This is a genomic window from Streptomyces sp. NBC_00873 (genome assembly GCF_045207415.1).
Taxonomy (GTDB): Bacteria; Actinomycetota; Actinomycetes; order Streptomycetales; family Streptomycetaceae; genus Streptomyces.
The window spans coordinates 5,017,770-5,044,070 of the sequence record NZ_CP108803.1; the positions used below are offsets into that span (position 1 = coordinate 5,017,770).

General features: G+C 70.6%; 22 protein-coding genes and 1 pseudogene. 19 read left to right on the forward strand and 4 right to left on the reverse strand.

All coding sequences use genetic code 11. From position 1 onward, the window contains the following. Positions 1-72: 72 nt before the first annotated feature. On the reverse strand, positions 73-2,712 hold the full coding sequence (locus OH809_RS23145; protein ID WP_406515495.1) for a bifunctional SulP family inorganic anion transporter/carbonic anhydrase: 2,640 nt from the start codon (positions 2,710-2,712) through the stop codon (positions 73-75). Positions 2,713-2,999: 287 nt separating this feature from the next. On the opposite strand from OH809_RS23145, the pseudogene OH809_RS23150 reads away from it, so the two are divergent. Then, positions 3,000-4,325: pseudogene (locus OH809_RS23150) on the forward strand (hypothetical protein). A gap of 57 nt (positions 4,326-4,382) precedes the next feature. On the opposite strand, the gene OH809_RS23155 reads toward OH809_RS23150, so the two are convergent. Further along, on the reverse strand, positions 4,383-5,378 hold the full coding sequence (locus OH809_RS23155) for an ATP-binding protein (protein ID WP_406420593.1): 996 nt from the start codon (positions 5,376-5,378) through the stop codon (positions 4,383-4,385). A gap of 102 nt (positions 5,379-5,480) precedes the next feature. On the opposite strand from OH809_RS23155, the gene OH809_RS23160 reads away from it, so the two are divergent. Continuing rightward, positions 5,481-6,305, forward strand: a complete 825-nt coding sequence (locus tag OH809_RS23160) for an oxidoreductase (RefSeq protein WP_406420592.1) — start codon at positions 5,481-5,483, stop codon at positions 6,303-6,305. A 536-nt stretch (positions 6,306-6,841) separates the two neighbouring features. On the opposite strand, the gene OH809_RS23165 is transcribed toward OH809_RS23160, so the two are convergent. Further along, positions 6,842-7,681: an HAD family hydrolase gene (locus OH809_RS23165; RefSeq protein WP_406420591.1), complete on the reverse strand. Its 840-nt coding sequence runs from the start codon at positions 7,679-7,681 to the stop codon at positions 6,842-6,844. 568 nt (positions 7,682-8,249) lie between these two features. Between OH809_RS23165 and ssd the strand changes: the two genes are divergently transcribed. From ssd to OH809_RS23200, 7 genes are read left to right on the forward strand one after another with little or no spacing between them, the layout of a single operon-like run. Beyond that, positions 8,250-9,323 (forward strand): septum site-determining protein Ssd, encoded by a 1,074-nt coding sequence (gene ssd / locus OH809_RS23170; RefSeq protein WP_406425038.1) that lies wholly within the window; start codon positions 8,250-8,252, stop codon positions 9,321-9,323. Beyond that, complete coding sequence (locus OH809_RS23175) at positions 9,320-10,468, forward strand: TadA family conjugal transfer-associated ATPase (protein ID WP_406420590.1); 1,149 nt, start codon at positions 9,320-9,322, stop codon at positions 10,466-10,468. Before ssd ends, OH809_RS23175 begins: the two co-directional genes overlap by 4 nt. Further along, positions 10,465-11,346, forward strand: coding sequence for a type II secretion system F family protein (locus tag OH809_RS23180; protein WP_406420589.1), 882 nt, complete (start codon positions 10,465-10,467; stop codon positions 11,344-11,346). The genes OH809_RS23175 and OH809_RS23180 overlap by 4 nt, the downstream gene beginning before the upstream one ends. After that, entirely contained in the window at positions 11,343-12,146 is an 804-nt protein-coding gene (locus OH809_RS23185; RefSeq protein ID WP_406420588.1) for a type II secretion system F family protein, read from the forward strand. The genes OH809_RS23180 and OH809_RS23185 overlap by 4 nt, the downstream gene beginning before the upstream one ends. Positions 12,147-12,202: 56 nt before the next feature. Further along, on the forward strand, positions 12,203-12,412 hold the full coding sequence (locus OH809_RS23190) for a DUF4244 domain-containing protein (protein ID WP_406425036.1): 210 nt from the start codon (positions 12,203-12,205) through the stop codon (positions 12,410-12,412). A 58-nt stretch (positions 12,413-12,470) separates the two neighbouring features. Further along, positions 12,471-12,800 carry a TadE family type IV pilus minor pilin gene (locus OH809_RS23195; RefSeq protein ID WP_406515496.1) on the forward strand — a complete coding sequence of 110 codons (330 nt, stop codon included), beginning with the start codon at positions 12,471-12,473 and terminating at the stop codon, positions 12,798-12,800. A 50-nt stretch (positions 12,801-12,850) separates the two neighbouring features. After that, the gene (locus tag OH809_RS23200; RefSeq protein WP_406425034.1) at positions 12,851-13,318 is read left to right on the forward strand and encodes an Rv3654c family TadE-like protein; all 468 of its coding nucleotides are present in this window, start codon (positions 12,851-12,853) and stop codon (positions 13,316-13,318) included. Here OH809_RS23200 and OH809_RS23205 read toward each other — a convergent pair. Next, positions 13,212-15,737, reverse strand: a complete 2,526-nt coding sequence (locus OH809_RS23205) for a DEAD/DEAH box helicase (RefSeq protein WP_406420586.1) — start codon at positions 15,735-15,737, stop codon at positions 13,212-13,214. The two genes, OH809_RS23200 and OH809_RS23205, sit on opposite strands and share 107 nt — an antisense overlap. Positions 15,738-15,815: 78 nt before the next feature. Between OH809_RS23205 and OH809_RS23210 the strand changes: the two genes are divergently transcribed. From OH809_RS23210 to OH809_RS23255, 10 genes are all read left to right on the forward strand, one after another. Next, on the forward strand, positions 15,816-16,169 hold the full coding sequence (locus OH809_RS23210) for an STAS domain-containing protein (RefSeq protein WP_003967428.1): 354 nt from the start codon (positions 15,816-15,818) through the stop codon (positions 16,167-16,169). 421 nt (positions 16,170-16,590) lie between these two features. Next, positions 16,591-17,052, forward strand: a complete 462-nt coding sequence (locus OH809_RS23215) for an ATP-binding protein (protein ID WP_406420585.1) — start codon at positions 16,591-16,593, stop codon at positions 17,050-17,052. Between the two features lie 287 nt (positions 17,053-17,339). Then, on the forward strand, positions 17,340-19,772 hold the full coding sequence (locus OH809_RS23220; RefSeq protein WP_406420584.1) for a sodium-translocating pyrophosphatase: 2,433 nt from the start codon (positions 17,340-17,342) through the stop codon (positions 19,770-19,772). Positions 19,773-20,070: 298 nt separating this feature from the next. Next, positions 20,071-20,697 (forward strand): small secreted protein, encoded by a 627-nt coding sequence (locus OH809_RS23225; RefSeq protein WP_406420583.1) that lies wholly within the window; start codon positions 20,071-20,073, stop codon positions 20,695-20,697. 80 nt (positions 20,698-20,777) lie between these two features. Beyond that, positions 20,778-22,289, forward strand: coding sequence for a methyltransferase (locus OH809_RS23230; RefSeq protein WP_406420582.1), 1,512 nt, complete (start codon positions 20,778-20,780; stop codon positions 22,287-22,289). Between the two features lie 178 nt (positions 22,290-22,467). Beyond that, on the forward strand, positions 22,468-23,334 hold the full coding sequence (locus tag OH809_RS23235) for an ArsR/SmtB family transcription factor (protein WP_406420581.1): 867 nt from the start codon (positions 22,468-22,470) through the stop codon (positions 23,332-23,334). Positions 23,335-23,414: 80 nt separating this feature from the next. Next, a complete protein-coding gene (locus OH809_RS23240) occupies positions 23,415-24,068 on the forward strand; it encodes an ABC transporter ATP-binding protein (protein WP_406420580.1) in 654 nt (217 codons plus the stop codon). After that, positions 24,029-24,445 carry a DUF4162 domain-containing protein gene (locus OH809_RS23245; protein ID WP_406420579.1) on the forward strand — a complete coding sequence of 139 codons (417 nt, stop codon included), beginning with the start codon at positions 24,029-24,031 and terminating at the stop codon, positions 24,443-24,445. The genes OH809_RS23240 and OH809_RS23245 overlap by 40 nt, the downstream gene beginning before the upstream one ends. Continuing rightward, entirely contained in the window at positions 24,442-25,245 is an 804-nt protein-coding gene (locus OH809_RS23250; protein ID WP_406420578.1) for an ABC transporter permease, read from the forward strand. The genes OH809_RS23245 and OH809_RS23250 overlap by 4 nt, the downstream gene beginning before the upstream one ends. 57 nt (positions 25,246-25,302) lie before the next feature. Further along, positions 25,303-26,151: an ABC transporter permease gene (locus OH809_RS23255; protein ID WP_406420577.1), complete on the forward strand. Its 849-nt coding sequence runs from the start codon at positions 25,303-25,305 to the stop codon at positions 26,149-26,151. Positions 26,152-26,301: the final 150 nt, after the last annotated feature.

Genomic DNA, 26,301 nt, shown 5'->3' on the forward strand with positions numbered 1-26,301 from the left:
TGCGAGGCGGTGCAGCACAGTGCAATGCGGAAGCGGGACCACAAGGTCTCACGGACCCGAGGTGCGTGCGGTTCAGGCGCTTGTACGTTCCAACACGCCGGAACCGGAAGGATCGCCGGGGCCCACGTGGTCGAAGACCTCGTCGAGACATGTACCGGCGCTCGCGCCCTCGGTCAGGAGGTATGCCTGCGCCTCACCGACATGGAAGTACATCCCGTGGAGCTGCAGCGTGCCCTCGGCGAGTCGCCGTGCCACCGATTCGTGGGCGCGCAGATGATCCAACTGCTGGACCACGTTGGTGAGGCAGAGCTGCTCCACGGCGTCGGCGGGCAGCCGGCCGGAGATCCGCGCCCAGGCGCGATGCCGGGACGTCATCCGCTCCAGGCTCGGCAGACCGTGCCGCAGCCACCGCCACAGGGACGTCTGCGAGTTGTCCGGCTTGGCGCCCAGCAGTGCGTGCATCGCGCCGCAGCCGGAGTGGCCGCAGACGGTGATGGACTCCACCTGCAGCACCTCCACCGCGTACTCGATCGCGGCGCCCACCGAGTCGTCGCCGGCTTCCGCGCCCGGTGGGGGCACCAGATTGCCGACGTTCCGCACGGTGAACAGGTCGCCCGGACCACTGGCCGTGATCATGCTGGTGACCAGCCGGGAGTCCGCGCAGGTGATGAAGAGCTGGGAGGGGCGCTGCCCCTCCCGGGCCAGCCGGGCCAGCTCCTCGCGCACCAGCGGAGCCGTATTGCGCTGGAACGAACTCAGACCACTGACCAGCCGGTGCGCGCCGGTCCGACGGGGGGCGGCGGGGGGTGTGGGGGATGACGGAGTGCCGGGAACGGGTTCGGCGGCTGGGGCCGCGGCGCTTGTGGTGGGCGCTGCGTTGCTCGTGCCGTCGGTCATGGTGTCGGCCGCCGTGGTCTCGGTTGTTCCGGGACCGGGACCGGGACCGGGGCTGGGGCGGGTGGCGCTGGCGTGATGCTCACCGCCGCCGGCGTCGGCTCGCGTGCCGCGGTCGTGGTGGACGCTTGCCGGCTCGGGCCGGTCGTGGCAGTGGTGATTGCGCCACGGCGTCCAGGGGCGGCAGCAGGAGTGCGCCGCCGAGGCAGGCTCGGCGATCCGGCCACCGGATCTGCCGGTGAAGACGACCCGGCCGCCCTGGGAGGTCTGAGCGTTGCTCCAGTCCTGGATCGTCTCGTATGCCGCATGGTCCATGAAGAAGCCGTCCAACTCGACGACGGCATCACCGCCTTGAGGAAGTCGGCCGAGCGTCCGGCTGAGCCGTGGTACCGCGAGGAACGTCAACTGCCCGCGCACGACCACGAGATGCTGTCCGCCCTGATCCGTCACCGTGATCCGTGTCCGGGCCAGCCGGTGCAGGGCGATGACGACGGCCACCGCGATGCCGATCACCACGCCCTTCAGCACACCGAAGAGCACCACACCGGTGATCGTCGCCCCGTAGACCGGGAATTCGCGGTGCTTATGAACATTGCGGATGTGCGCGAAGCTCACCATCTGGATGCCGACCATCATCACCAGCGCGGCGAGCGAGGCCAGCGGGATCCACTTCAGCGCCGCGACCAGCAATCCGGCTGCGAGCAGGACCCAGACACCGTGCAGAACGGTGGAGGCGCGGCCAGTGGCCCCGGCCCGTACATTCGCCGAACTCCGCACCGCGCCCCCTGACACCGGCAGCCCGCCCAGCAGGCCGGACAGCACATTGGAGATGCCCTGGCCGCGCAATTCGCGGTCGAGGTCGGAGCGCCTGACCGGCGGGGCGGCCGGGACTGCCGGGGCGGGAGGCTCGGCGCTCTGCCGTCCGGCGCGGTCGGTGGTCAGCTTGTCCACTGCGACCGCCGCGAGCAGTGATTCGAGGCTGGCCACCAGCGTCACGGTGAACACGGTGGTGGCGAGGGCAAGTACGGGGCCCTGCGGCAGTTCGGGCAGGGCGTGCGACCGCCAGGAGGGCAGATCCACCCGGGCGATCCCGGGAGCCGCCACCGCCGCCATCGCTGTTGCGATCGCCACCGAGGCGAGGGCCGCCGGAATCCTCCGTACCGCCCGCCCGATCCGCCCGGGGAGCCGTGGCCAGGCCATCAGGATGGCGATGGTCAGCCCGCCGACGAGAGGAGCGGCCGGGCTGAGCCGGTCCAACTGGGCAGGCAGGGCGAGGGCATTGCCGACGGCTGAGCTCTGGGGTGAGCCGCCGAGCACGATATGCAGCTGGGCCAGTGCGATGGCCACGCCGATACCGGCCAGGGTGCCGTGCACGATGGCGGGACTGACGGCGAGAGCGCTGCGCGCCGCACGCACCGCGCCCAGCAGGATCTGCAACAGCCCGGCGCCGATGGTGATCGCGCAGGTGGTGCGCCAGCCGTAGATCTGGATCAACTCGGCTGTGACCACGGTCAGTCCGGCGGACGGGCCACTGACCTGAAGGGGGGTGCCACCGAGCAGTCCGGCGACGATGCCGCCGACGGCCGCGGAGACGAGTCCGGCCTCCAGCGGGGCGTCCATGGCCACGGCGAGGCCGAGCGACATGGGGACGGCAATGAGAAAGACAGTGATCGATGCGGACAGGTCGGCGCCCGCGATACGGAATCGTCCGCCGCGGCGCGGCGGTGGCGGGCTGTGAGGTCGCTTGATTCCCGGGCCGTTGGACTGGCGCCAACTACGGGACGTGTGGTCATGACGAGTGGGGACGCAGGCAGACATGTTCCCGTCTCCTCCGGGGCAGCGCGGTCGCGGAACGTGGGGGACGCGGCCGTGGGTCACGGCGTGCAGCGGCGGGATTTCTCAACTCTCAGTAAATAGATCGTAATGGAGAGTAAAGAATGGTGTCCATGATTGAGGGCAAACGGTCCATTCGATCACCCATTCACGTGAATGGGAAGCTTTTCGTATGGCTTGTCGTGTCGATTCGCTCAGGGTCGCGTGCGAATGTGCCTGCGCCGTGTCGGCGCATTCCACGCAAATTACCCGAAAAGGAAGAGGATGGGCGGATGATAGCCGCCAGGAAGAGGGTCGCCCTGAGTGTCATGGCCCGTCGCGCTCGTGGTGGGAGTTGCCGGCTGTTCCGGCCCGGGCTCCGGTTCGGCTCCGGATTCGGCTTTCGGGGCTGCGGGTCCGGGTGCCGAGAAGGGGGCTGCCGGGCCCAGGGGGAACGCCCCCGAGAAGACCTTCCGGCTCATCGGCGACGGCTCCACCTCCTTCACCGGCAGCCAGCCGAAGCAGCCCGTGCCAATGCGCCTGACGTCTGGTCAGAAGCCCGCGCAGTTCGTGGTGTTCTCCTGGGGCGGCGTGGGTGGGGACAGCCAGGAGCTGTTCTCCCGCTTTCGCGAGGTCGGCAGAAGTACCACGCGAACATGACGTACTTCCTCAGCGGTGTGTACATGCTGCCGGAGGAGAAGCGGGAGCTCTACGACCCGCCCAAGCACAACGCGGGCAGCTCCGGCATCGGCTTCAACGACATCAAGGGGATCCGGGACACCATCACCCAGATCCGGGGCGCCTGGCAGGACGGCGGCGAGATCGGCACTCACTTCAACGGCCACTTCTGCGGCCCGGACGGCGGCGTCGGCACCTGGTCGGTCGCCGAGTGGAAGCGCGAGATCAGCCAGGCCAAGGCCTTCGTGAAGAAATGGAGGACAAACGTCCCGGACCTCGCGGACGAGAAGCCGCTGCCCTTCGACTACGACACGGAGCTGGTCGGCGGCCGCACCCCCTGCCTGGAGGGGCGGAAGAACATGGTGGCCGCAGCGCGGTCGATGGGCTTCCGCTACGACTCCAGCGGCGCCGACAAACAGGTCTGGCCGAAGAAGAAGGACGGCGTCCGGGACCTCTCCCTGCAACTCGTGCCGGTGCCGGGGCGGGGGTTCGAGACGCTGTCGAGGGACTACAACTTCATGTTCAACCAGTCCGGGGCGGCCATGCAGGGCGACCCGGACCAGTGCGAGTACTGGGGCGACCAGATGCGCGACGGCCTGATCCAGGCCTTCGACCGCGCGTACCGGGGAAACCGGGCCCCGCTGATCATCGGCAACCACTTCGAGTCCTGGAACGGTGGCACGTACATGCGCGCCGTCGAGGAGACCATCGAGACGGTCTGCATCAAGGAGGGCGTGCGCTGTGTGTCCTTCAGGCAGCGCGCCGACCGGCTGGACGCCCAGGACCCGGCGACGCTGGCGAAACTTTGCACGCTCGACGTCGGCCAGGCGCCGAAGGAGGGCTGGGCGGCCCATCTCGCCGCCCAGGCCTCCGGAACGGCCAGGACTCCGGGAACCGTCAAGGCTCCCGGTAAATCCGGTACGAAGCCGGCGGATCACTGACGCCGGTCGATCCGTCGCCCGCCGGGTCGTCGGTGGACGGGGCTTCGGGCGACCGGCTCACGCGGGCTGTACGGCGGCTGCCTGTGCGCTCCGCTCGTCGAGCACGAAGGCGGGGTCGACCTGGGCGGCCAGGTCGGCGCCCGTCTTCTCGTTGCCCCAGCTCTCCGCGTTCTTCAGGTGGAAGTGCACCATCTGCCGCGTGTAGCGCTCCCAGTCGCGCTGCTCGTACGAGTCCTCCGCGGCGTTCTGCAGAGCCTGCAGGGCCATCCGGTTGTCCGCCTCCAGAAGCTCGAAGCGGGCCGGACGTCCCTTCTCCATCGCCCGGACCCAGTCGGAGTGGCCGACCGTGACCAGCAGGTCGTCGCCGACTTCGGCCCGCAGGAAGTCCACGTCGTCCTGGCCCTGCACCTTGTTGCCCACGACCTTCAGGGCGACCCCGAAGTCCCGTGCGTACTCCTTGTACTGGCGGTAGACCGAGACGCCCTTACGGGTCGGCTCGGCGACCAGGAACGTCATGTCGAAGCGGGTGAACATGCCGGACGCGAACGAATCCGAACCCGCGGTCATGTCGACGACCACATAGTCGTCGGGGCCGTCGACAAGGTGGTTGAGGCAGAGCTCGACCGCGCCGACCTTGGAGTGGTAGCACGCCACCCCGAGATCCGACTCGGTGAACGGTCCGGTGGCCATCAGCCGGATGTCCCCGTCGTCGAGCCCGACCGTGCGGGCACACGCGTCGTAGACCGGGTTGTCCTCGCGGACCCGCAGCAGCCGCGAGCCCTCGCCGGGCGGAGTCGTCTTGATCATTGTCTCCACCGAGGCGATGCGGGGGTTGCTGCCCCGCAGATACTCCTTGATCAGGGGCAGGTGTGCACCCATGGCGGGCAGCGCCGCAGCCTCCTCCTCGTCGAGGCCGAGCGCGGCCCCGAGGTGCTGGTTGATGTCGGCGTCCACCGCGACGACATGGGCTTCATTGGCGGCAAGGTGGCGGATGAAGAGCGAGGACAGCGTGGTCTTGCCGCTGCCGCCCTTCCCCACGAAAGCGATCTTCATGTTCACCTAGGGTAGCGGTGTAATTGCGCTGCGCAGTCACACTTCGTGAAGAAGACCACTCCGGGGTGGTAAGGGCGTAGGGGGCGCGTAGCCTCGCTACTTATGAGTACGACTGCCTCAGATCCGCTCGCCGCCCTGGGTGCCCTGCCGGGTGTCACCGATGCGGTGGACTCCGTACGCAAGGCCGTCGACCGGGTCTACGGCCACCGCGTCATGCGACGCCGCAGCAACGAGATCACCGCGGAGGCGGCGCTCCGCGGCGCCCGCGGCTCCGCCGCGCTCTCCGGTGCCGACTGGAACCTGGAGGAGGTGCGCCGGCGCACCGACTTCAGCGGCGACGAGGAGTCGCAGGTGATCGGCGCCGCGCTGCGGCTGACCGCGGAGGCGGGCCAACTGCTCTCCATCTGGCGGCAGTCGCCGCTGCGGGTCCTCGCCCGGCTGCACCTCGTGGCGGCAGGCGGGGCCGCGCCCGACGACGCGGTCGGCCGCCCGCGGCTGGTCGGTGAACCGGTTGACGAGCCGCTCATCGAAGCGCCGCTGCCCGATGCCGACGAGGTCGCCGGCCGGCTGGAGGGGCTCTCCGGCTTGATCCTTTCGGGAAGCGCGGCGCCCGCGCTGGTGACGGCCGCGGTCGTGCACGGTGAACTGCTGGCGCTGCGTCCCTTCGGCTCGTACAACGGACTTGTCGCGCGGACCGCCGAGCGGATCGTCCTGATCGGGAGCGGGCTCGACCCGAAAGCGGTCTGCCCCGCCGAGGTCGGTTACGCCGAGCAGGGCAGGGCGGCGTACGTTGCAGCGTTCGAGGGGTATCGGTCGGGAACGCCGGACGGGATGTCCGCCTGGATCGCACACTGCGGGCGCGCGGTGGAACTGGGGGTCAGGGAATCGACGGCGGTCTGCGAAGCGCTTCAGCGCGGAGCCGCGTAACGACCCACGAGACTGCCGGCACGCGCCTCAACTGGCGGGTCCGTCAACCCTGTTGTGCTTCGTCAGTTTCACTGCCCGATAAAAGGGTTGCGGCGGTACCGTCCTCGGTACCGCCGCTGGCACGTCCACCCAGTTACCATGCGTCCTCGAAAAATGCCCATCAGGTCGGGAACTCAGCCCGTTCCCTGGTGCGGCTGGCCCGTAATCGACGGGTCGACGTCGCGTGGGTGCTGGGTATTCATGCTCGGTCCGTGGGGCCTTCTCTGCGTTATCAGGTAATCCTTTCGGATGTCCTTGGTCTCGCGGGCCGTTGAGTCCTTTGTACTCCAGAGTCAGGGCGAGCGGTAGTGCTGGCCGTACTTCTTTACTTTTGCGTTCAAATACGGACGAGGCGGGCGGGCGGTCGGGTGTGGGATCCGGGCGTCGCCGGAGGGTGTCGGATGCGAGTGGGTGGCGCCCCGGCCCACGTCCGGGGCCGCCGGCCGAGGGCGTGTTCGGGCCGGGTTCGGGTGCAGGTCTGGGCCGGATGTGGGAGGTCAGCCGGATGCTGTGGTCGCGCGCCGACGCGAGGTGTACCAGACCAGCCCCGCTGTGACGGCGGCCGCGCCGACCGCCGCCGCGGCGACGAGTGCCGGGCGCGCCGGCATCGAGAAGGCGGGCAGCCGCTGCTTGAGTCGGACCGGGCGGTCGAAGACGAGAATCGGCCATTCCCGGAGCGTCGCCTCACGCCGCAGCGCGCGGTCCGGATTGACCGCGTGCGGGTGGCCCACGGACTCCAGCATCGGTACATCGGTCGCGGAATCGCTGTAGGCGTAGCACCGCGAGAGGTCGTATCCCTCGGACGCGGCGAGCGCCTTGACCGCCTCGGCCTTCGTCGGCCCGTACGCGTAGTACTCCACCTCGCCGGTGAAACAGCCGTCGTCGCCGACGACCATCCGGGTGGCGACGACCCGGTCGGCGCCCAGCAACTCGCCGATCGGCTCGACGACCTCGGCGCCGGAGGTGGAGACGATGACCACGTCGCGTCCGGCGGTGTGATGTTCCTCGATGAGGGTCGCCGCCTCGTCGTAGATGATCGGGTCGATCAGATCGTGCAGGGTCTCGGCGACGATTTCCTTCACCTGCTGGACGTTCCAGCCCTTGCAGAGCGCGGAGAGATATTCGCGCATCCGCTCCATCTGGTCGTGATCGGCGCCCCCGGCGAGGAACACGAACTGTGCGTACGCGGTGCGCAGTACGGCACGGCGGTTGATCAGTCCGCCTTGGTAGAAGGACTTGCTGAAGGTCAGAGTCGATGACTTCGCAATGACCGTCTTGTCCAGGTCGAAGAAGGCTGCTGTACGCGGCAAGGAGTGGTTTTCCACAAGGCAGAGCATAGGGGGCCACCATTCGGCGTAAACTCTGGTGCGCGGGTTTGCCTGAGAAGGCTCTCGGGTACACCATGGAAGTCACGGATCGTTCGCGACCGTGCTAACCCGGTCCGACTCCTCCCCCCCCGAGTCGGCCGTGGGGACGACCCCCGCTCTCCCCCCCGGCGGGGGTCGTCGCATGTCCGGACGCGTTTCTGCCGCTCGGAATCAAGCATTCTGTCTCCTTCTCGGCTGCGACGGCCTGTCTTTTCGGGCCTCCCTCACGACCCTGTGTCGTCACAGTGTGTAACGAAAGTGCTGCTCTCCGGAAGTCGTCGGTTTGGGTGACCGAGATATTCACAACCGTGGAGTTGTCCACAGTTTTAGAGCAAGATCCACACGATTTTCCGAAGCGCTGCACGGTGATTCCACCCGCGAAGTCCGCGGGTTCCGGATATCGCCGATCTCGGAACGCTCCGAGAGCGCTGCGAAACCGCGGTGAAGGTGCAGTGAGAAGGGGGCGGAGATCGTGGCTGAATCCATCGCACGGGATCGTCTGTCGGTCGTCGGAGAACGCCGGGGCGGACCGTTGATCGTGACCGAGGATGTGGAACTGCTCGACGATCTGCTGCGGCTGTGCGCGGCCGCCGGCGCGGAGCCTGAGGTGTACCACACGCTGCCCGAGGGCAGGGGCGGCTGGGAGCAGGCTCCGATGGTCCTGGTGGGCGACGACGCGGCTTCGCGGTGCCGCGGAGCGCTGCGCAGACAGGGCGTGATGCTTGTCGGGCACGACCAGGACGCACCGGATGTCTGGCGGCAGGCCGTCGAGATCGGGGCCGAATATGTGCTGCGGCTGCCCGATGCGGAGAGCTGGCTCGTCGATCAGATCGCCAATGCGGCAGAGGGCGTGGGGCGGCCCGCTCTCACCGTCGGGGTGATCGGCGGGCGGGGCGGCGCCGGTGCGTCCACGCTGGCTTGTGCTCTCGCTGTGACCGCTGCCAGGGCCGGGCGGCGGACGATGCTGATCGACGGCGATCCGCTGGGCGGTGGCATCGATGTGCTGCTCGGCGGCGAGCGGGCCGAGGGAATGAGGTGGCCGGATTTCGCCCATTCCAAAGGGCGGGTGGGCGGTGGCGCCTTGGAGGAGTCGCTGCCCGCACTGCACGGGCTGCGGGTGCTCAGCTGGGGGCGTGACGACTGGGTGGTCATCCCGCCGCAGGCCATGGAGGCGGTGCTGGCGGCCGCCCGCAGGCTCGGCGGCGTGGTCGTCGTCGATCTGCCGCGCCGGGTCGACGAGTCGGTGGCGAAGGCGCTTGCGCAGCTGGACCTCGGGCTGCTCGTGGTCCCCGGTGAACTGCGGGCGGTCGCGGCGGCAAAACGCGTGGCGTCGACGGCCGGGATGGTCCTGGGCGACCTGCGGGTGGTGGCACGCGGCCCCTACGCGGCGGGGCTGGACGAGCGCTGGGTGGCGCAGGCGCTCGACTTGCCGCTCGCCGGTGAACTCCCGCTGGAATCAGGTTTGCTGGCGGCTCAGGACGACGGAGCGCCGCCCGGCTCCAGTGCCCGCGGACCGCTCGCCAGATTCTGTACGGCGTTCTGGGAGCGGGCGCTTGCCGGTGGAGCCGGCGGGGGCCTCGCCACGGGCCCCGGTGGGGAAGGTGCGTCATGACCGACGGGCTCCTCGACGCCGTGCGGCAGCGGCTTGCGCAGAGCGGCGCCGCACCGACCCCGGCCGGGGTGGCAGCCGCGCTGCGCGCCCAGGGAAGGCTTCTCGGCGATGCCGAAGTGCTCGGCGCGGCAGAGGAGTTGCGCGGCGAACTGGTCGGTACGGGAGTGCTGGAACCGCTGCTCGCCGATCCGGCGGTGACGGATGTGCTGGTCTCCGCACCGGACCGGGTGTGGGTGGACCGGGGCAGTGGGCTCGAACTCACCGGGGTGACCTTCCGTGATGCTCCGGCGGTGCGCAGGCTGGCACAGCGGCTCGCGGCAGTGGCAGGACGGCGGCTGGACGATGCCCGGCCCTGGGTGGACGCGCGGCTTCCGGACGGGACCCGGATGCATGCGGTCCTGCCGCCGGTAGCCGTGGGTTCCACCTGTCTGTCGCTGCGGGTGGTGCGCCCCCGGGCCTTCTCGCTGGCGGAGTTGGTCGCGGCGGGCACCGTACCGCCGGGTGGTGACCGGGTGCTGCGGGCGCTGGTCGAGGCCCGGGTCTCGTACCTGATCAGTGGCGGGACGGGGGCGGGGAAGACCACGTTGCTGTCGAGTTTGCTGGGTGCCGTCGGGGAGCGGGAGCGGATCGTGCTCGCCGAGGACTCGGCGGAACTGCGGCCGGACCATCCGCATGTGGTGCGGCTGGAGTCACGCCCTGCCAACCAGGAGGGTGCCGGACGGGTGACTCTGCGGGACCTGGTGCGGCAGGCGCTTCGGATGCGGCCCGACCGCCTGGTGGTCGGGGAGGTGCGGGGCGCCGAGGTCACCGAACTGCTCGCTGCGCTGAACACCGGCCATGAGGGTGGCTGCGGGACGGTTCACGCCAACGCTGCCGAGCATGTCCCGGCGCGGCTGGAGGCGTTGGGGACGGCAGCCGGTCTTGACCGGGTGGCGCTGCACAGTCAGCTGGCGGCGGCGCTGTCGGTGGTGGTCCATCTCGTACGGGACCGGGCCGGGGTGCGCCGGATCGCCGAGGTGCATGTGCTGGAGAGGGATGCGGCCGGGCTGGTGGTGACCGTCCCGGCGCTGCGGTGGGGCGCCGACGGCTTCGTCCACGAGCGGGGCCGGGAGCGGCTGCGGTCGCTGATCGGGGGTGCGCTGTGACCGGTGGCGCGGCGGTGGGGGCGCCGGAGTACGCGACATATGCGTCGGCCGTGTGTGCGGGGGCCGCGGCGTGGCTGGTGGTGGGGCGGGGCCAAGGAACGCGGCGGGCGCGGGTGTTGTTCGTCGGGTCGGCGCTGGAGCCGGAGCCGCGGATCGGCCGGGACCGGGTCCGGCTGTGGTGCGTGGGGATGTTCCGGGAGCGGCGGGAGTGGCTGTGTCTTCCGGTGGCGTTGCTTCTCGCTGTGCTGGGCGAGTCCGTGCTGCCGCTGGTCGCGGGGGCGCTGGCGGTACCACTGGTGCGGCGATGGCTTCGTAAGCGGGCCGGGCGGTACGAGCGGGAGCGCAGAGCGGATGCCGTGGTGGCACTGTGCGGTGCGGTGGTGGGCGAGCTGCGGGCCGGGCACGAGCCGGGGCAGGCACTGCTGGTGGCGGTGCGTGGCACGGGGGCGATGGGTGCGGCGGAGGCCGCGGTGTCGGCCGCGGCGCGGTTCGGTGGCGATGTGCCGGGGGCCCTCGGGCAGGCGGCGCGCGAACCCGGGCTGGAGGGGCTCGCCGGGGTGGCGGCCTGCTGGCGGGTGGCGGTCGACGGCGGGGCGGGGCTGGCAGCCGGTCTGGACCGCCTGGAGGGCGCGTTGCGGGCCGAGCGGCGTCAGCGGGAGGAGTTGCGGGCCCAGCTGGCGGGGGCCTGGTCGACGGTGGCCGTGCTGGCGCTGCTGCCGGTGCTCGGTCTGGGGCTGGGGGCGGCGTTGGGGGCCGACCCGTTGGGGGTGCTCCTGCACAGTCCGGCTGGGCTGGTCTGCCTGTTGGCGGGCGGGCTGCTGGAGACGGCCGGTCTCTGTTGGGCCGGCCGGATCGTACGGGCGGGGGAGCGGCCATGAGCGAAGGGGCCGGCGTGGTGGCGCACATCGTCCGCGGGCCGGTTCCGGTGGCGGTCGCCCTGGGCGCGGTCGGATACCTGGCTGTCTGCCTGGCCGGGCGGAGGCGGCATCGGGTGGTGCGCCGCCGGGGCGCGGTGCTGCTGGCGGTCGACGCCGGGAGGCGGCGGCGCAAGCGGTCGGTGTGCGGGGCCCGGTTGAAGAACTGGGCCGCGCTGCTGGGCGCCGTGGTGACGGGCTGGTTCCTCGTCGGCGGTTCGTGGGGGTGCGCGGTCGGACTGGTGGCGGCGTACGGCACGTGGCGATGGCAGCGGACGCGGCATCGGCGCAGACCCGCCGCGTCCGCTGCGGAAGCTGCGGAGACCGAACGCCGGCTCCCGTTGGCGGCCGACCTGTTGGCGGCGTGCATCTCCGCCGGAGCCGGCCCGAGGGAAGCGGCCGAGGCGGTCGGGGAGTCGCTGGGCGGTCCGGTCGGCGAACGGCTGGCACGGACAGCGGCGGAGATCCGGCTGGGCGGCGAACCTGCCGTGTCCTGGGGGAGGTTCGGCGAGATAAAGGGCGCAGGCGCGCTGGCCCGCTGTCTGGACCGGGCGGGTTCGACCGGGGCTCCGGCGGCGGAACCGGTCGCCCGGCTGGCCGAGGCGATGCGGGCGGAACGGTCGAGCGAGGCCGTGGCGCGCGCCCAGCGGGCCGGCGTGCTGATCACAGCTCCGGTGGGGCTCTGCTTTCTGCCCGCCTTTCTGGCGGTCGGTGTGGCGCCGGTGGTCATCGGCCTGGCGAACGGGCTCCTGCAAGCCCGATGAATAAAAGCATCGAATGAGTGACCAATCTGCACAAAAGAAAACTTCTGGGGGTTGACATGGCATGGCAAATCAAGCGCATCAGGGGCTGGGCACGGGGTGTGGCGCGCCGAGTCCGGACGGACCGCGGGATGACGACGTCCGAGTACGCGGTGGGGACGATCGCCGCCTGTGCGCTGGCGGCGGTGCTCTACAAGGTGGTCACGAGTCCGCCGGTCATGGCGGCACTGCAGTCGATTCTCACGGACGCCCTCGATGCCAAGGTCTGAGAGGCGTTCGGGGAGCGGATTCGGGGACCGCGAAGGGGGAGGAGGCGACCGGGGTGCGGTGACGGCGGAGGCGGCCATGGTGATCCCGGTGCTCGTGTTGTTCGCTCTGGCTCTTCTCTGGGCGCTGGTGGCCGCCGCCGCGCAGATCCGGTGTGTGGATGCGGCAAGGGCCGGTGCGAGGGCGGCGGCCCGGTCCGAACCCGAGGCGCAGGTGCTGGCTGTCACCCGTTCGGTGGCACCCGACCGGGCGCGTGTGGAGGTGGAACGGGCCGGGGAGCTGTGGCGGGTACGGGTGGCCGCGCCGACGCCCGGACCGGGTGCGCTGGCCCTGACGCTGAGAGCGGACGCGGTGGCGATGGCCGAGGACACGCTGGGGGCGGAGCCGTGACGGGGGCGATCGGGGCGGTGCCCCTGCGACAGAAGCGACGAGTGCGACGGATGCGGTGGGTGTGGCGGGTTCGACGGGCGTTGCGGGTGGTGGGTTCGCGTAGGTGTGGGGAGGGGCGTGATCGGGGGGTGGCGACAGTGTGGGTGGCGGTGACCACGGCAGCGTTGTGTGCGGTGTTCGCGGCCGTGCTTGCGCTCGGCCAGGTGGTGGTCGCTCGGCACCGGGCCGGCGGGGCGGCGGACCTGGCTGCCCTGGCAGCGGCAGACCGGGCCCTTCGCGGGGCCGAGGCGGCGTGCAGGGCGGCCGCGGAGGTGGCCGAGGCGCAGGGTGCGGCGGTGGTCCGGTGCGCCCTGCAGGGGGAGATCGCCGATGTGACGGCCCGAGTGCGGTTCGGGCCGTACGCACCCGAGGTCAGGTCTCGGGCGGGCCCTCCGACGGGCGGTCCCGGTCCGATTCCGCGCTCGGCGGCTCCCCCGCCTGCTCCGGGTCCGCCGGGGCGGACCGGAGAAGTTCGGTGAGGAGGCGTAGGGCCCCCCGCTTGTGCAGCGGGTCGTTTCCGTTGCCGCACTTGGGGGACTGGATGCACGACGGGCAGCCCGCTTCGCACTCGCAGGACGCGATGGCCTGGCGGGTGGCGGCGAGCCAGCTGCGAGCAGCGTGGAAGGCCCGCTCGGCGAATCCGGCGCCGCCCGGATGACCGTCGTACACGAAGACCGTCGGCAGCAGGGTGTCCGGATGGAGGGGTACGGAGACGCCGCCGATGTCCCAGCGGTCGCAGGTGGCGAAGAGGGGCAGCATCCCGATCGACGCGTGTTCGGCGGCATGCAGGGCGCCACCGAGGATCTCCGGGTTGATGCGGGCGGCGTCCAGCTGGTCCTGGGTGACCGTCCACCACACCGCGCGCGTGCGCAGCGTGCGGGGCGGCAGATCGAGCTTGGTCTCGCCGAGGACCTCGCCGGTGATCAGTTTGCGACGCAGGAAGGAGACGACCTGGTTGGTGACCTCCACGGAGCCGTAGCAGAGCCTTCCGTCACCCCAGGGGATCTCTGTGTCGGTCTCCAGGACGGTGATGGAGGTGGTGTCGCGGGCGGTCGTCGAGTACGGCGGACTGGCCTCCTCGACCAGCGCCACCGAGTCCTCCAGATCCAGTTTCCGGACCAGATAGGTGAGGCCCTGGTGGAGGTGGACGGCCCCTTCGTGGACGGCAGTGTGCGCGGCCGACTCGTCGACGGTGCCCAGCAGCCGGCCGGTGCCCTCCTCGACAATCTGGACCGGGCGGCCGCCCTCGCCACGGATGTCGGTGAGATCGGCGGCCCGCTCGCGCCGCGTCCAGTGCCAGCCCGTCGCCCGCTTGCGCAGCAGCTTCGCGGCCTCCAGCTGCGGCAGCAGCTCGGCCACGGTCGGCCCGAACAGCTTCAGGTCGCTCCCGGTGAGCGGAAGCTCCGCGGCGGCCGCGCACAGATGGGGGGCGAGGACGTACGGGTTGTCCGGGTCCAGAACGGTCGACTCCACGGGCTGCTGGAACAGAGCCTCGGGGTGGTGGACGAGGAAGGTGTCCAGCGGGTCGTCGCGGGCCACCAGGATGGCCAGGGCGCCCTGGCCGGAGCGCCCGGCGCGGCCCGCCTGCTGCCACAGCGACGCCCTGGTGCCGGGGTAGCCGGCGATGACGACGGCATCCAGGCCCGAGACATCGATACCGAGTTCGAGGGCGGTGGTGGCGGCAAGACCGAGCAGCCGGCCGGAGTGCAGGGCGCGCTCGAGGGCGCGGCGTTCCTCGGGGAGGTAGCCCCCGCGGTAGGCGGCGACCCGGGCGGGCAGCGAGCGGTCCACCTCGGCGAGGCGTTCCTTGGCGATGACGGAGATGAGCTCGGCGCCGCGCCGGGAGCGCACGAAGGCGACCGAGCGGACGCCCTGGACGGTCAGGTCGGCGAGGAGGTCGGCGGTTTCGGCGGTGGCCGTACGGCGTACGGGGGCGCCCTTCTCGCCGTGCAGCTTGGTCAACGGTGGCTCCCACAGGGCGAAGACCATCTCGCCGCGGGGCGAGGCGTCGTCGGCGACCTCCATGACCGGGAGGCCGGTGAGGCGGCCCGCGGCGACCGAGGGCTGCGCGGCGGTCGCCGAGGCGAGCAGGAAGACCGGATCGGCTCCGTATCGGGCGCACAGGCGGCGGAGCCGGCGCACCACCTGGGCGACATGGGAGCCGAAGACGCCGCGATAGGTGTGGCACTCGTCGATGACGACATAGCGCAGGGCGCGCAGGAAGGAGGACCAGCGCGGATGGGACGGCAGGATCCCGCGGTGCAGCATGTCGGGGTTGGTCAGGACGTAGTTGGCGTACTGACGTACCCATTCGCGTTCCTCGACCGGAGTGTCGCCGTCGTAGACCGCGGGCCTGACCGCGTTGCCGAGCGGCGCCGCGAGGTCCTTGACCGAACGCCGCTGATCGGCGGCGAGCGCCTTGGTGGGGGCCAGGTACAGGGCGGTCGCGCCACGGCCGTTGGGGGCCTCCGAGCCGTCGAGCAGGGCGCTGAGGACCGGGGCCAGATAGGCGAGCGACTTGCCGGAGGCGGTTCCGGTGGCGATCACGACGGATTCGCCGTCCAGGGCGTGCTCCGCGGCGGCCGCCTGGTGTGCCCACGGGTGGTCGATACCGGCCTTCTGGACAGCGGCGATCACTTCCGGCCGGATGCGATCGGGCCAGATGGCATGGGTACCCGTTCGCGGGGGCAAGTGCTCCGTATGAGTGATGCGCGCGGACCGGCCCGCCGCTGCGGCGAGCCGGTCGAGGACCATGGCGGGAGAGGGGCGGGAGTCCCTGCTCTCGGGTGGTCGACTGGGGCGGTGATTCTTGGCCATCGGCACCGAGTGTGTCACCGCTGTGACGGACAATGGTCCCAAGGCGTCGTGCATGGCTGCTGGTAAGTGATTGAATGCCATCGCGGCTGGCGATCCGTCCCCTGGCTCCGTCGGGGAGACCGAGGGGCGACCGCTCGATAGCAAGGTGCTGGAGGATCCGTGGACCTGTCCTTGTCGACTCGCAATGTGTCCGGCCCTGGTGGCGACCGTACGGTCGTCGAGGTCGGTGGCGAGATTGATGTGTATACCGCGCCCAAGCTGCGCGAGCAGTTGGTCGAGTTGGTGAATGACGGCAGCTACCACCTGGTTGTCGACATGGAAGGTGTCGACTTCCTCGACTCCACCGGCCTCGGCGTGCTCGTGGGCGGCCTGAAGCGTGTCCGGGCCCATGAGGGCTCACTGCGCCTGGTCTGCAACCAGGAGCGCATTCTCAAGATCTTCCGGATTACTGGTCTGACCAAGGTGTTCCCGATCCACACCACGGTCGACGAGGCTGTCGCGGCCACCGACTGACGGCTGACCGCCTGCTTCGGGATCGGCCGGAGGCCGGTCCGGAAGCCAGTCGGTCGGTCCGGCAGTCAGCTGGTCGGTCCGGCAGTCGGTCGGTCCGGTGCACAGCCGGGTCGGACCGCGGCCCGTTCGGCGGGCGGCTGGTTCGCTGGAAGTCGTGGTGCCGGGTCATCGGCATTCCGGCAGCCGGGCCGGGCCGTCGGCTGTGACACGCCCGGCAGCGGGCTGCCGGTCATCGGTACGGACGGCTTCCGGGCGTCGACGGGATAACCCGTCGGCAGATCGGTGGGCCGGCCGCCGACGGTCGCACGTCGGCTGTCGGGGGCCGGTGGCTCTGCCGACTTCCGGAGGAAGAGAGAGCGGGGGTACCGGGCAGTGCGCCCGGGCCCCTGAGATGCACGCCCGTACGTCTGAGGGGGATCGCATGGCCACTGTTGAACTCCGCTTCAGCGCCCAGCCCGAACACGTCAGGACGGCCCGCCTCGTGGCGGCCGCCGTGGCGCGCCGCGCCGGGGTCGACGAGGCAGTGCTCGACGAGGTCCGGCTCGCCGTCGGTGAGGCCTGCAGCCGCGCCGTAGGGCTGCACCGCAACCACGGCATCACCGCTCCGGTCAAGGTCGTCCTGACCGAGGAGGAGAAGTCCTTCTCCGTCGAGGTCGGCGACGAGGTGCCTGGCGGTGAGGAGACCGGAACCGCCGAGGCGCCCGGCGCCACGCCCGGAGCGGGACCCGGCCAACCGGATGCCGAGGCCGATGCCGACAGCGAGGACGAGATGGGTCTCGCGGTCATCAGCGGCCTCGTCGACGACGTGGAAGTCAGATCGGGGGCCGACGGCGAAGTGATCCGCATGAGCTGGCCCAAGACGCCCGCATCGGCGCATCCCTGAGGCGCCGGAGGCGTCACAGCGGGCCGGCCAGTCGCGGCGCCGCCTCGATCCGTAACTCCTGATCCACTCTCCGGGGCCCTGCCGAGCAGGGCCTTTTTTCATTTCTGCTTGATCAGCGATCTACGGACAATGCTTCTGCCCCGTTACTGCATTCGGATCAATCCGAGGGCGCGATCATTTATCGATCGGCGGGTAAAGTCGATTTACATTTACCGCGGACTGTTTTGATCAGGTTCTGCTCCCTACAATCCGTCCACGTCTTGAGCGCTGAGCGTCAAGGAGGACGTATGGCGGGCTTCATCAACACACCACTGGCAGAACTGCCCGAAGTTTCCGCACTTTCCGACCGACCCACCTCTCTCGCGGCCGCGGTACTCACCGATGACAACCGCGTCATCGTGATCGTCATCGCGATCGTCGCCGTCGCCGCACTGATCGTCGCCCGGCTGCTGGTCCGCCAGGTGCTGGCGGCCGGCGAGGGCACCGACCGCATGAAGGAGATCGCGGCAGCCGTCCAGGAAGGCGCGAACGCCTATCTGGCCCGGCAGCTGCGCACCGTCGGCATCTTTGCCGTCGTGGTCTTCTTCCTGCTTCTGCTGCTTCCGGCCGACACGTGGTCGCAGCGCGCCGGCCGGTCGCTGTTCTTCCTGGTGGGTGCGCTTTTCTCGGCGACCACCGGATACATCGGCATGCGTCTGGCCGTCCGCAGCAATGTGCGGGTGGCCGCCGCCGCGCGTGAGGCGACTCCGGCGGAAGGCGAACCGGAAAAAGATCTCACCGACGTATCGCACCGGGCGATGAAGATTGCTTTCCGCACGGGCGGAGTAGTCGGCATGATCACGGTGGGGCTCGGGCTGCTCGGCGCCTCGTGCGTGGTTCTCGTCTACGCCGCCGACGCGCCCAAGGTGCTCGAGGGCTTCGGGCTCGGTGCCGCGCTCATCGCCATGTTCATGAGGGTCGGTGGCGGTATCTTCACCAAGGCCGCCGATGTGGGCGCCGACCTCGTGGGCAAGGTCGAGCAGGGCATTCCGGAGGACGACCCGCGCAACGCCGCCACCATTGCCGACAACGTGGGCGACAACGTCGGTGACTGCGCGGGCATGGCGGCCGACCTGTTCGAGTCGTACGCCGTGACGCTCGTCGCCGCGCTCATCCTCGGCAAGGCCGCTTTCGGCGACGCCGGACTGGCCTTTCCCCTGATCGTGCCGGCGATCGGCGTGGTCACCGCGATGATCGGCATCTTCGCGGTCGCCCCGCGGCGCGCCGACCGCAGCGGGATGACCGCCATCAACCGCGGCTTCTTCATCTCCGCGGTGATCTCGCTCGTCCTGGTGGGGGTGGCCGTCTTCGTCTACCTCCCGTCCTCGTACGCCGACCTGGACGGCGTCACCGACAGCGCGATCACCGCGCACAGCGGTGACCCTAGGGTCTTCGCCCTGGTCGCCGTCGCCATCGGCATCGTGCTGGCCGCGCTGATCCAGCAGCTCACCGGCTACTTCACCGAGACCGGCCGGCGCCCCGTCCAGGACATCGGCAAGTCCTCCCTGACGGGCCCGGCCACTGTCGTACTCGCCGGGATCTCCATCGGTCTGGAGTCCGCCGTCTACACCGCGCTGCTGATTGGCCTGGGCGTCTACGGGGCGTTTCTGCTCGGTGGTACGTCGATCATGCTGGCGCTCTTCGCGGTGGCCCTCGCCGGAACCGGGCTGCTCACCACCGTCGGGGTCATCGTCGCCATGGACACCTTCGGACCGGTCTCCGACAACGCGCAGGGCATCGCCGAGATGTCCGGCGACGTCACCGGCGCCGGTGCCCAGGTCCTCACCGACCTGGACGCCGTCGGCAACACCACCAAGGCCATCACCAAGGGCATCGCCATCGCCACCGCCGTGCTGGCGGCGTCGGCGCTCTTCGGCTCGTACCGCGACGCGATCGCCACGGCGGTCGACGACGTGGGTGCCAAGGCCGGGGAAATGACCCTCAGCCTCGACATCTCGCAGCCCAACAACCTGGTGGGGCTGATCCTCGGCGCCGCGGTCGTCTTCCTCTTCTCCGGTCTGGCCATCAACGCGGTGTCCCGGTCCGCCGGGTCCGTGGTCTACGAGGTGCGGCGGCAGTTCCGCGAGCACCCCGGGATCATGGACTACACCGAGAAGCCGGAGTACGGGCGCGTCGTCGACATCTGCACCAAGGACGCGCTGCGTGAGCTCGCCACGCCGGGGCTGCTCGCGGTGCTGGCGCCGATCGCGGTGGGCTTCACCCTCGGTGTCGGGGCGCTCGGTTCGTACCTCGCGGGCGCGATCGGCACCGGGACGCTGATGGCGGTCTTCCTCGCCAACTCCGGAGGCGCGTGGGACAACGCCAAGAAGCTCGTCGAGGACGGTCATTACGGCGGCAAGGGCAGCGAGGCCCACGCCGCGACCGTGATCGGCGACACGGTCGGCGATCCGTTCAAGGACACGGCGGGACCGGCGATCAACCCGCTGCTCAAGGTGATGAACCTGGTGGCGCTGCTCATCGCGCCGGCGGTGGTGCAGTTCAGCTACGGGGCGAACGCGAGCGCGGGCGTGCGGGCGCTGGTGGCGGTGCTCGCCCTCGCCGTCATCGTCGGCGCGGTCTATGTCTCCAAGCGTCGCGGGATCGCCGTGGGCGACGAGGACGACTCCGATGACGACGGCGGCGCGACTGCCAAGTCGACCGATCCGGCTGCCGTTTCATGAGGCGGGTACAGGGAAGAGAGCGACAGCTCGCGGGGACCCGGTCAACCCGGGGCAGCGCCTGATCAAGCAAGGGCATGACCTGGTCAAAGAACGGGTGGGCGGCGCATTCCGATGCGCTGCCCACCCGTTTGCCGTTCGTCCGCCGCGCGCGTTCACCCGTTCGTGCGTGAGTTGTATCTCCCTCATTTCCCTTGGTGCAAATGGCTACAAAAGGCCACCCATCGGACACCCGGCACCCGGATGGAGGTCATTTGGCGTGTAAGTTCCGGGGCCGAGAGCCTTGGAAGGGACCGATCCGGTGAACAAGAAGCTTGCAGCCGCACTGTCCGGCGGTGCGGTACTGGTACTTACGCTGTCGGGCTGCAGCGACAACAGCGGCAGCGACAACAAGGTCAACGACTGGGCCAAGAAGGTTTGTGACCAGGTCAAGCCCCAGCTGCAGAAGATCGCGAACGCCAACGCGGCCATCCAGCAGCAGACCGCCGACAACAGCAAGCCCGCCGATGTCCAGAAGACCGACTCGGCCGCCTTCCAGCAGATCTCGCAGGCGTACAAGGCGCTGGGCACAGCTGTGGACTCGGCGGGCGCACCGCCGGTCGACGACGGCGCGACCACGCACAAGGAGGCCGTGAAGGAGCTCAACGCCTCCTCGGCCGCTTACGCGGAGCTGCAGAAGAAGGTCGACGCGCTCGACATCAAGGACCAGGCGAAGTTCGCCGACGGTCTGAAGGGCATCGCCGACGAGCTGAACAAGATCAGCACCAACGGTGACCAGGCGCTGAAGCAGCTCCAGTCCGGCAAGGTCGGCATCGCGATGGCCAAGCAGCCGGGCTGCCAGAAGCCGACGGCTTCGGTCCCGCCGGCCGCCACGCCGTCGAAGACCCCCGAGAAGTCGGCTTCCGCGTCGCCCAGCAAGAAGCCCTGACAACGGCGGTACGACCGGCCCGGCAGCTCCGATGCTGCCGGGCCGCTGCCGTTGTCGGTGGGAGCGGCCACAATGGGCGGGTGAGTACGACCAGTCTCCCCGCGCCCGACCGTTCGCCCCGGCTCCGCGAAGCCCTGCTTGCCGCCGCCTTCACCGCCGACGGTCTCCTCGACCTGCTCGGCGCGCCCGCCTATGCCGCGCTCGCCCGCAGCGAGACGGTTCCGGCGCTGCGGGCCACCCGTGGCGACTCCCCGCTCGACACGCTGGTGCGGCTCTTCCTGCTTCAGTGCCCCGTCCCGTACGAGCGGGCCCGCGCCGCGCTCCCGCTGGACGAGTGCGTCGAGGACGGCTGGGTGATCCGCGCGGGCGACGAGGTGTGGGCCGCCGTCGATGTGCGGCCGTACAGCGGGCCCGAGGGGCAGGACTGGTTCATCGTCTCCGACCTGGGCTGCGCGGTCGGCGGCGCGGCCGGCATCGGTTCGCACGAGGAGGGGGTGGTCCTCGGCGTCGGTGGGGCGTCGTCCACACTCGCCGGGATCACCGTCCGGACGCCGGTCGCCTCCGCGCTCGATCTCGGTACGGGATCCGGCATCCAGGCGCTGCACGCCGCGCAGCACGCCATCCGGGTCACGGCCACGGACCTCAACCCCCGCGCCCTCGCCTTCACCCGGCTGACCCTCGCCCTGTCCGGTGCCGCCCCGGCCGATCTGCGCGAGGGTTCGCTCTTCGAGCCGGTCGGCACCGAGACGTACGACCTCATCGTGTCGAATCCGCCGTTCGTCATCTCGCCGGGCGCCCGTCTCACGTACCGCGACGGCGGCATGGGCGGCGACGACCTGTGCCGGACGCTGGTGCAGCAGGCCGGCGACCGGCTGAACGAGGGGGGATACGCGCACTTCCTCGCCAACTGGCAGCACGTCGAGGGCGAGGAGTGGCAGGACCGGCTGCGCTCCTGGGTGCCGCGCGACTGCGATGCCTGGGTCGTCCAGCGCGAAGTGCAGGACATCACGCAGTACGCGGAGCTGTGGCTGCGCGACAGCGGCGACCACCGTACGGACCCTGCGGAGTACGCGGCACGGTACGACGCCTGGCTGGACGAGTTCGAGGCCCGCAAGACGAAGGGCGTCGGCTTCGGCTGGATCACGCTCCGGAAGTCCGTGGCCGCGGCCGACGGGAATCCGTCGGTCGTGATCGAGGAGTGGCCGCATCCGGTGGAACAGCCGCTCGGCGCGGCCGTGGAGGCCCACTTCGCGCGCCAGGACTATCTGCGGACGCACGATGACGCGGCGCTGCTCGCCGACCACTTCACGCTGGCCCCGGAAGTGATGCAGGAGCAGGTCGGAATGCCGGGCGCGGAGGACCCCGAGCATGTGGTGCTGCGTCAGAACCACGGCATGCGGCGCGCGACGAAGGTCGACGCGGTCGGCGCCGGTTTCGCGGGCGTCTGCGACGGGACGCTGCCCGCGGGCCGGATCCTGGACGCGATCGCCCAGTTGATGAACGAGGACCCGGTACTGCTGCGCGACCGTACCCCGCAGGCGATCCGGCTGCTGGTGGAGGAAGGGTTCCTGGAGCCGGTGGGGGCGGCCTGATGAGCGCGGAGCGGACGGTGACCGCCGGGTGATCCGGATCGAGCTGGACGAGGCGGCGCTCGGCGCGACCCGGATCGCCATCAGCCCGCTGTAGGACGCTTTCTGCAGCCTGCATCTGGCCAGGCCGCACCGTACGCCCTCCTGGCCGTACGAGAAGTGGGTCGGGCGGGCCCGTGAAGTGCTGCGCGAGGACGACCGGACCGCGGCGCTGCGGCTGCTGATCGACGGAATCGACGGCCCGCTGGGCTTCCCGGACTTCCTGCTGCCCCGGCCGGTCGGCGCCTCGTCCGTCGAGATGGAGCTGGACATCATCAGGGCCACGCCGCCCGAGGTCGTACGGGCCGGGTTCGAGGAGCACTTTCCGGGACTCGGGGACCATCCGCGCATCCGGCCCTATCTGGAGGATCCGGAGGCGGCCTGCGCCGGGCCGGCGGATTCCTACGCCGCGTACTGGGAAGGGGCGATGGAGCCGCACTGGCCGACCGTTCGGCGCCTCGTCGAGGACGAAGTCCTCATCCGCGCCCGGACGTTCGCCACCGAAGGCATCGACGCGCTCTTCACCGGACTGGAGGCGCGGGCCAGGTGGACGCCGCCCGTCCTTGAGCTGACCAAGCACATCGACGCCGAGTACCGGGCGGGCGAGCGGCGGCTCCTGCTGGTACCGCTGGTCTTCGCCGAGGGCTGCCGGCTCTACTCCACCGACGATCCCGAAGTCCTCGCCGTCTCCTTCCAGGCCCGGGGCGCGGGCGCGCTCCGCGAGCCCGCCGGGGTGGGACCGGAGGCCACCGACCGGCTCGGTGTGCTGCTCGGACGGGGCCGGGCGTCGGTGCTGCGCCAGCTCGGCGGGCCGCTCACCACGGCCGGGATAGCCGACCGGCTCGGGCTCGCCCCGAGTACGGTCTCGGAGCATCTGTCCGTCCTCGCCGACGCGGACGTCGTCACCCGCCACCGGGTCGGGCGCAGCGTCTACTACCAGCTCACGGAAACCGGCCGGGCGCTGCTCGCGCTGCTCTCGGGCGAGGACGTGCTGCGCGCCGTGTCCTGACCGGACCGGGGCGTGAGCGACGATTCGGCCGCCCCCGAATTGATGGCCGGTGCGGTACGGGCAGGCCTAGCGTCTCCGCCATGCTTGCGATCGAGGCGAAGAATCTCCGCCGCACCTACACCAGCCGCACCGGCTTTCTGCGCCCCCGCCGTATTGTGACCGAAGCCGTGCGCGGCGTCAGCTTCGAGGTGGCGCGCGGCGAGCTGTTCGGGCTGCTCGGCCCCAGCGGAGCGGGCAAGACCACCACCATCAAGATGCTCAACACCCTGCTGCTGCCCACCTCCGGCACGGCCCGGGTCCTCGGCCACGACGTGGCGTCCGACCCCGTCGCCGTACGCCGCAGGATCGGTTACGTCTTCGGCGGCGACCGAGGCCTGTACGACCGGCTCCCCGCCCTCGACAACCTGCGCTACTTCGCCGAGCTGTACGGGGTCGAACCGCGCGACCAGAGGCGCCGGATCGCCGAACTCCTCGATCTGGTCGGTCTGGCCGGCCGGGAGAAGGAACGCGTCGAGGGCTACTCGCGTGGGATGCGGCAACGCCTGCACATCGCCCGTGGCCTGCTGCACAAGCCCGATGTCCTCTTCCTCGACGAGCCGTCCATCGGCGTCGACCCGGTGGCGGCGCGCGTCTGCGCCGTACCGTCGCCGATCTGCGGACCGGTGGCACCACCGTCCTGCTCACCACCCATTACATGGCCGAGGCCGATGAGTTGTGCGACCGGATCGCGGTGATCGCGGGTGGCACGATCCAGGCGCTCGGCACCCCGGACCGGCTCAAGTCCCGGGTCCAGGAGCGCGACATCCTGGAGATCGAGGCATACGGAGCGGCCGACGAGCACCTCGACCGCATCCGGGAACTGCCCGGGGTGCGCGGAGTGGCTGCTGAGGAGCGCGGCAGCCGGCAGGCCGTCATGGTGCAGACGGAGCGGGGTGCCGGGCTGCACTCACGGGTCCTGGCCGCGCTCGACGGGATCCGGATCGGACGCGTCGTCACCCGTGAACCCACCCTGGAGGACGCGTACATCGCGATCGTCGAGGAGGCGGAGAGCGGTGCGGACCGTGCGTCCGGGGCCGCGGCGGCCGACCGGTCCGAGGAGGTCGTGGCATGACCACGATGACGACCGTGCCGCGGGTTCTGCGCCTGACCGCCGTCGGTGTACGTACCCATGTCTCGTACATGAGCCGCTCACCGCTCGAGATCACCTTCGCCGTCCTCGTTCCCCTCGTCTACGCGACCCTTGCCGTCTACCTCTTGCGTGCCGCGGACGACCCCGACCGGCTGCTCACGGCTGCCGTCGGAGCGGGGCTGATGGGCATCTGGTCCTCGGTGCTCTTCGGATCGGGCGGAGCCGTACAGAACCAGCGCTGGCTCGGCACCCTGGAGACGCTGGTCAGCTCGCCCACGCCGCTCCCCCTCGTCCTTCTGCCGATCACGCTCGCGACGGCCGTCATCGGCACGTACGCCATGGGTGCGACCGTGATCTGGGGCGCCGTGCTCTTCGATGTGCCCCTCGACTCCGCCCACCCTTTGCTGTTCCTGGTGGCCGTACCGGTGTGCGTCCTGTCGCTCGGGATGATGGGGCTGCTCCTCGCCGCCACGTTCGTGCTGCTGCGCAACGCCAACGCCCTCGCCAACCCGCTGGACGCGCCCGTGTGGCTGCTGTCCGGGATGCTCGTGCCCATCACCGTGCTGCCGGACTGGACTCGTCCGGTCTCCTGGGCGCTGCCCACCACCTGGGGTTCGCGGGCCGTGCACGCGGCGACCTCCGGCGGCCCGTCCGCCGGTGAGGTCCTGGCCCCGATGGCCGTGGCCCTCGCCCTCGGCCTGTTCTACGCGCTGATCGCCGTGCTGGTCCTGGGGCGGGTCGAACGCCGGGCACGGGCCGCGGCGACGCTCTCCCTCGCCTGAAGCCGGACGGCCGGACGGCCGGTCGGCCCCACAGCCCCGAAGCCCTGGAGTTCCCGCATGTCCTTCCTCACCCTCTCCCGCGCCCTCACCCGGAGGATCGTCCGTACGCTGCGACTCGTCGTGGTCGGCGGCGCCATCTCCCACCGAGCACTCTTCAACTGGACGACGCCGCCCATGTTCATCGGCACCCTGCTGGTCGGCCCGCTGCTGCAACTGCTGTTCTTCGTCTTCCTCGGACGGCAACTGGGGGTCGCCGACGACCGCTTCTACCTGCTGGGCAACGCCGTTGTCGCCGCCTCCACCGCCTCCACCGCCTCCACCGCCTCCACCGCCTGCGTCTACGGCGGCACCATGGCCGTCGCCAACGAGCGTCGCTACGGCACGCTCGGCGCGGTGCTGCTGAGCCCTCGGCACCGGGTTCCGCTCTGGTTCGGGCGCGCCCTGCCGTACGTACTGAACGGCCTCCTCATCAGTGTCTTCACGCTCACCGCCGCCACTCTCCTGCTGGGTCTGCGGATTCCGGTTGGGGCGCTGCCCGGTCTTGCCGCAGTGCTGCTCGCCGCCTCGGCCGGGTGCTCCGTCTTCGGCCTCGCCCTCGGGGCGCTGGGACTGCGTTTCCGCGATGTGTTCCTGGTGTCCAATGTGGCCGCTTCCGTACTCCTGTTGCTGGCCGGCGCGAATGTGCCGCGCGTGACCCTGCCGGAGTGGATGCGGGCCGTCGGGGACGTTCTTCCGCTGACCCATGCCGCCGAGGCCGCCCGGGAGTTGTCCGCAGGTGGTGGCCTCGACCGGGGACGGCTCGGCGCCGAGCTGGCGACGGGGGCCGGATACGCGGTGCTCGCCGTGGTCCTGCTGGCGGTGTTCGAACGTGGCAGCCGGCGTCGCGCGACCCTCGACCTGATGTGATCCCGCCCACGAGGGGCGGTCCGGGCGGAGCGCGCCCCCGTGGACCGCGGCACTGGAGTTCACCCGGGGTTCGCACCGGTGTCGCCCCCGAGTGACAGCCTCCCCCTGACTCGACGCGGGCATCGGCCCCGGGCCGGGCGGTCACGGAGA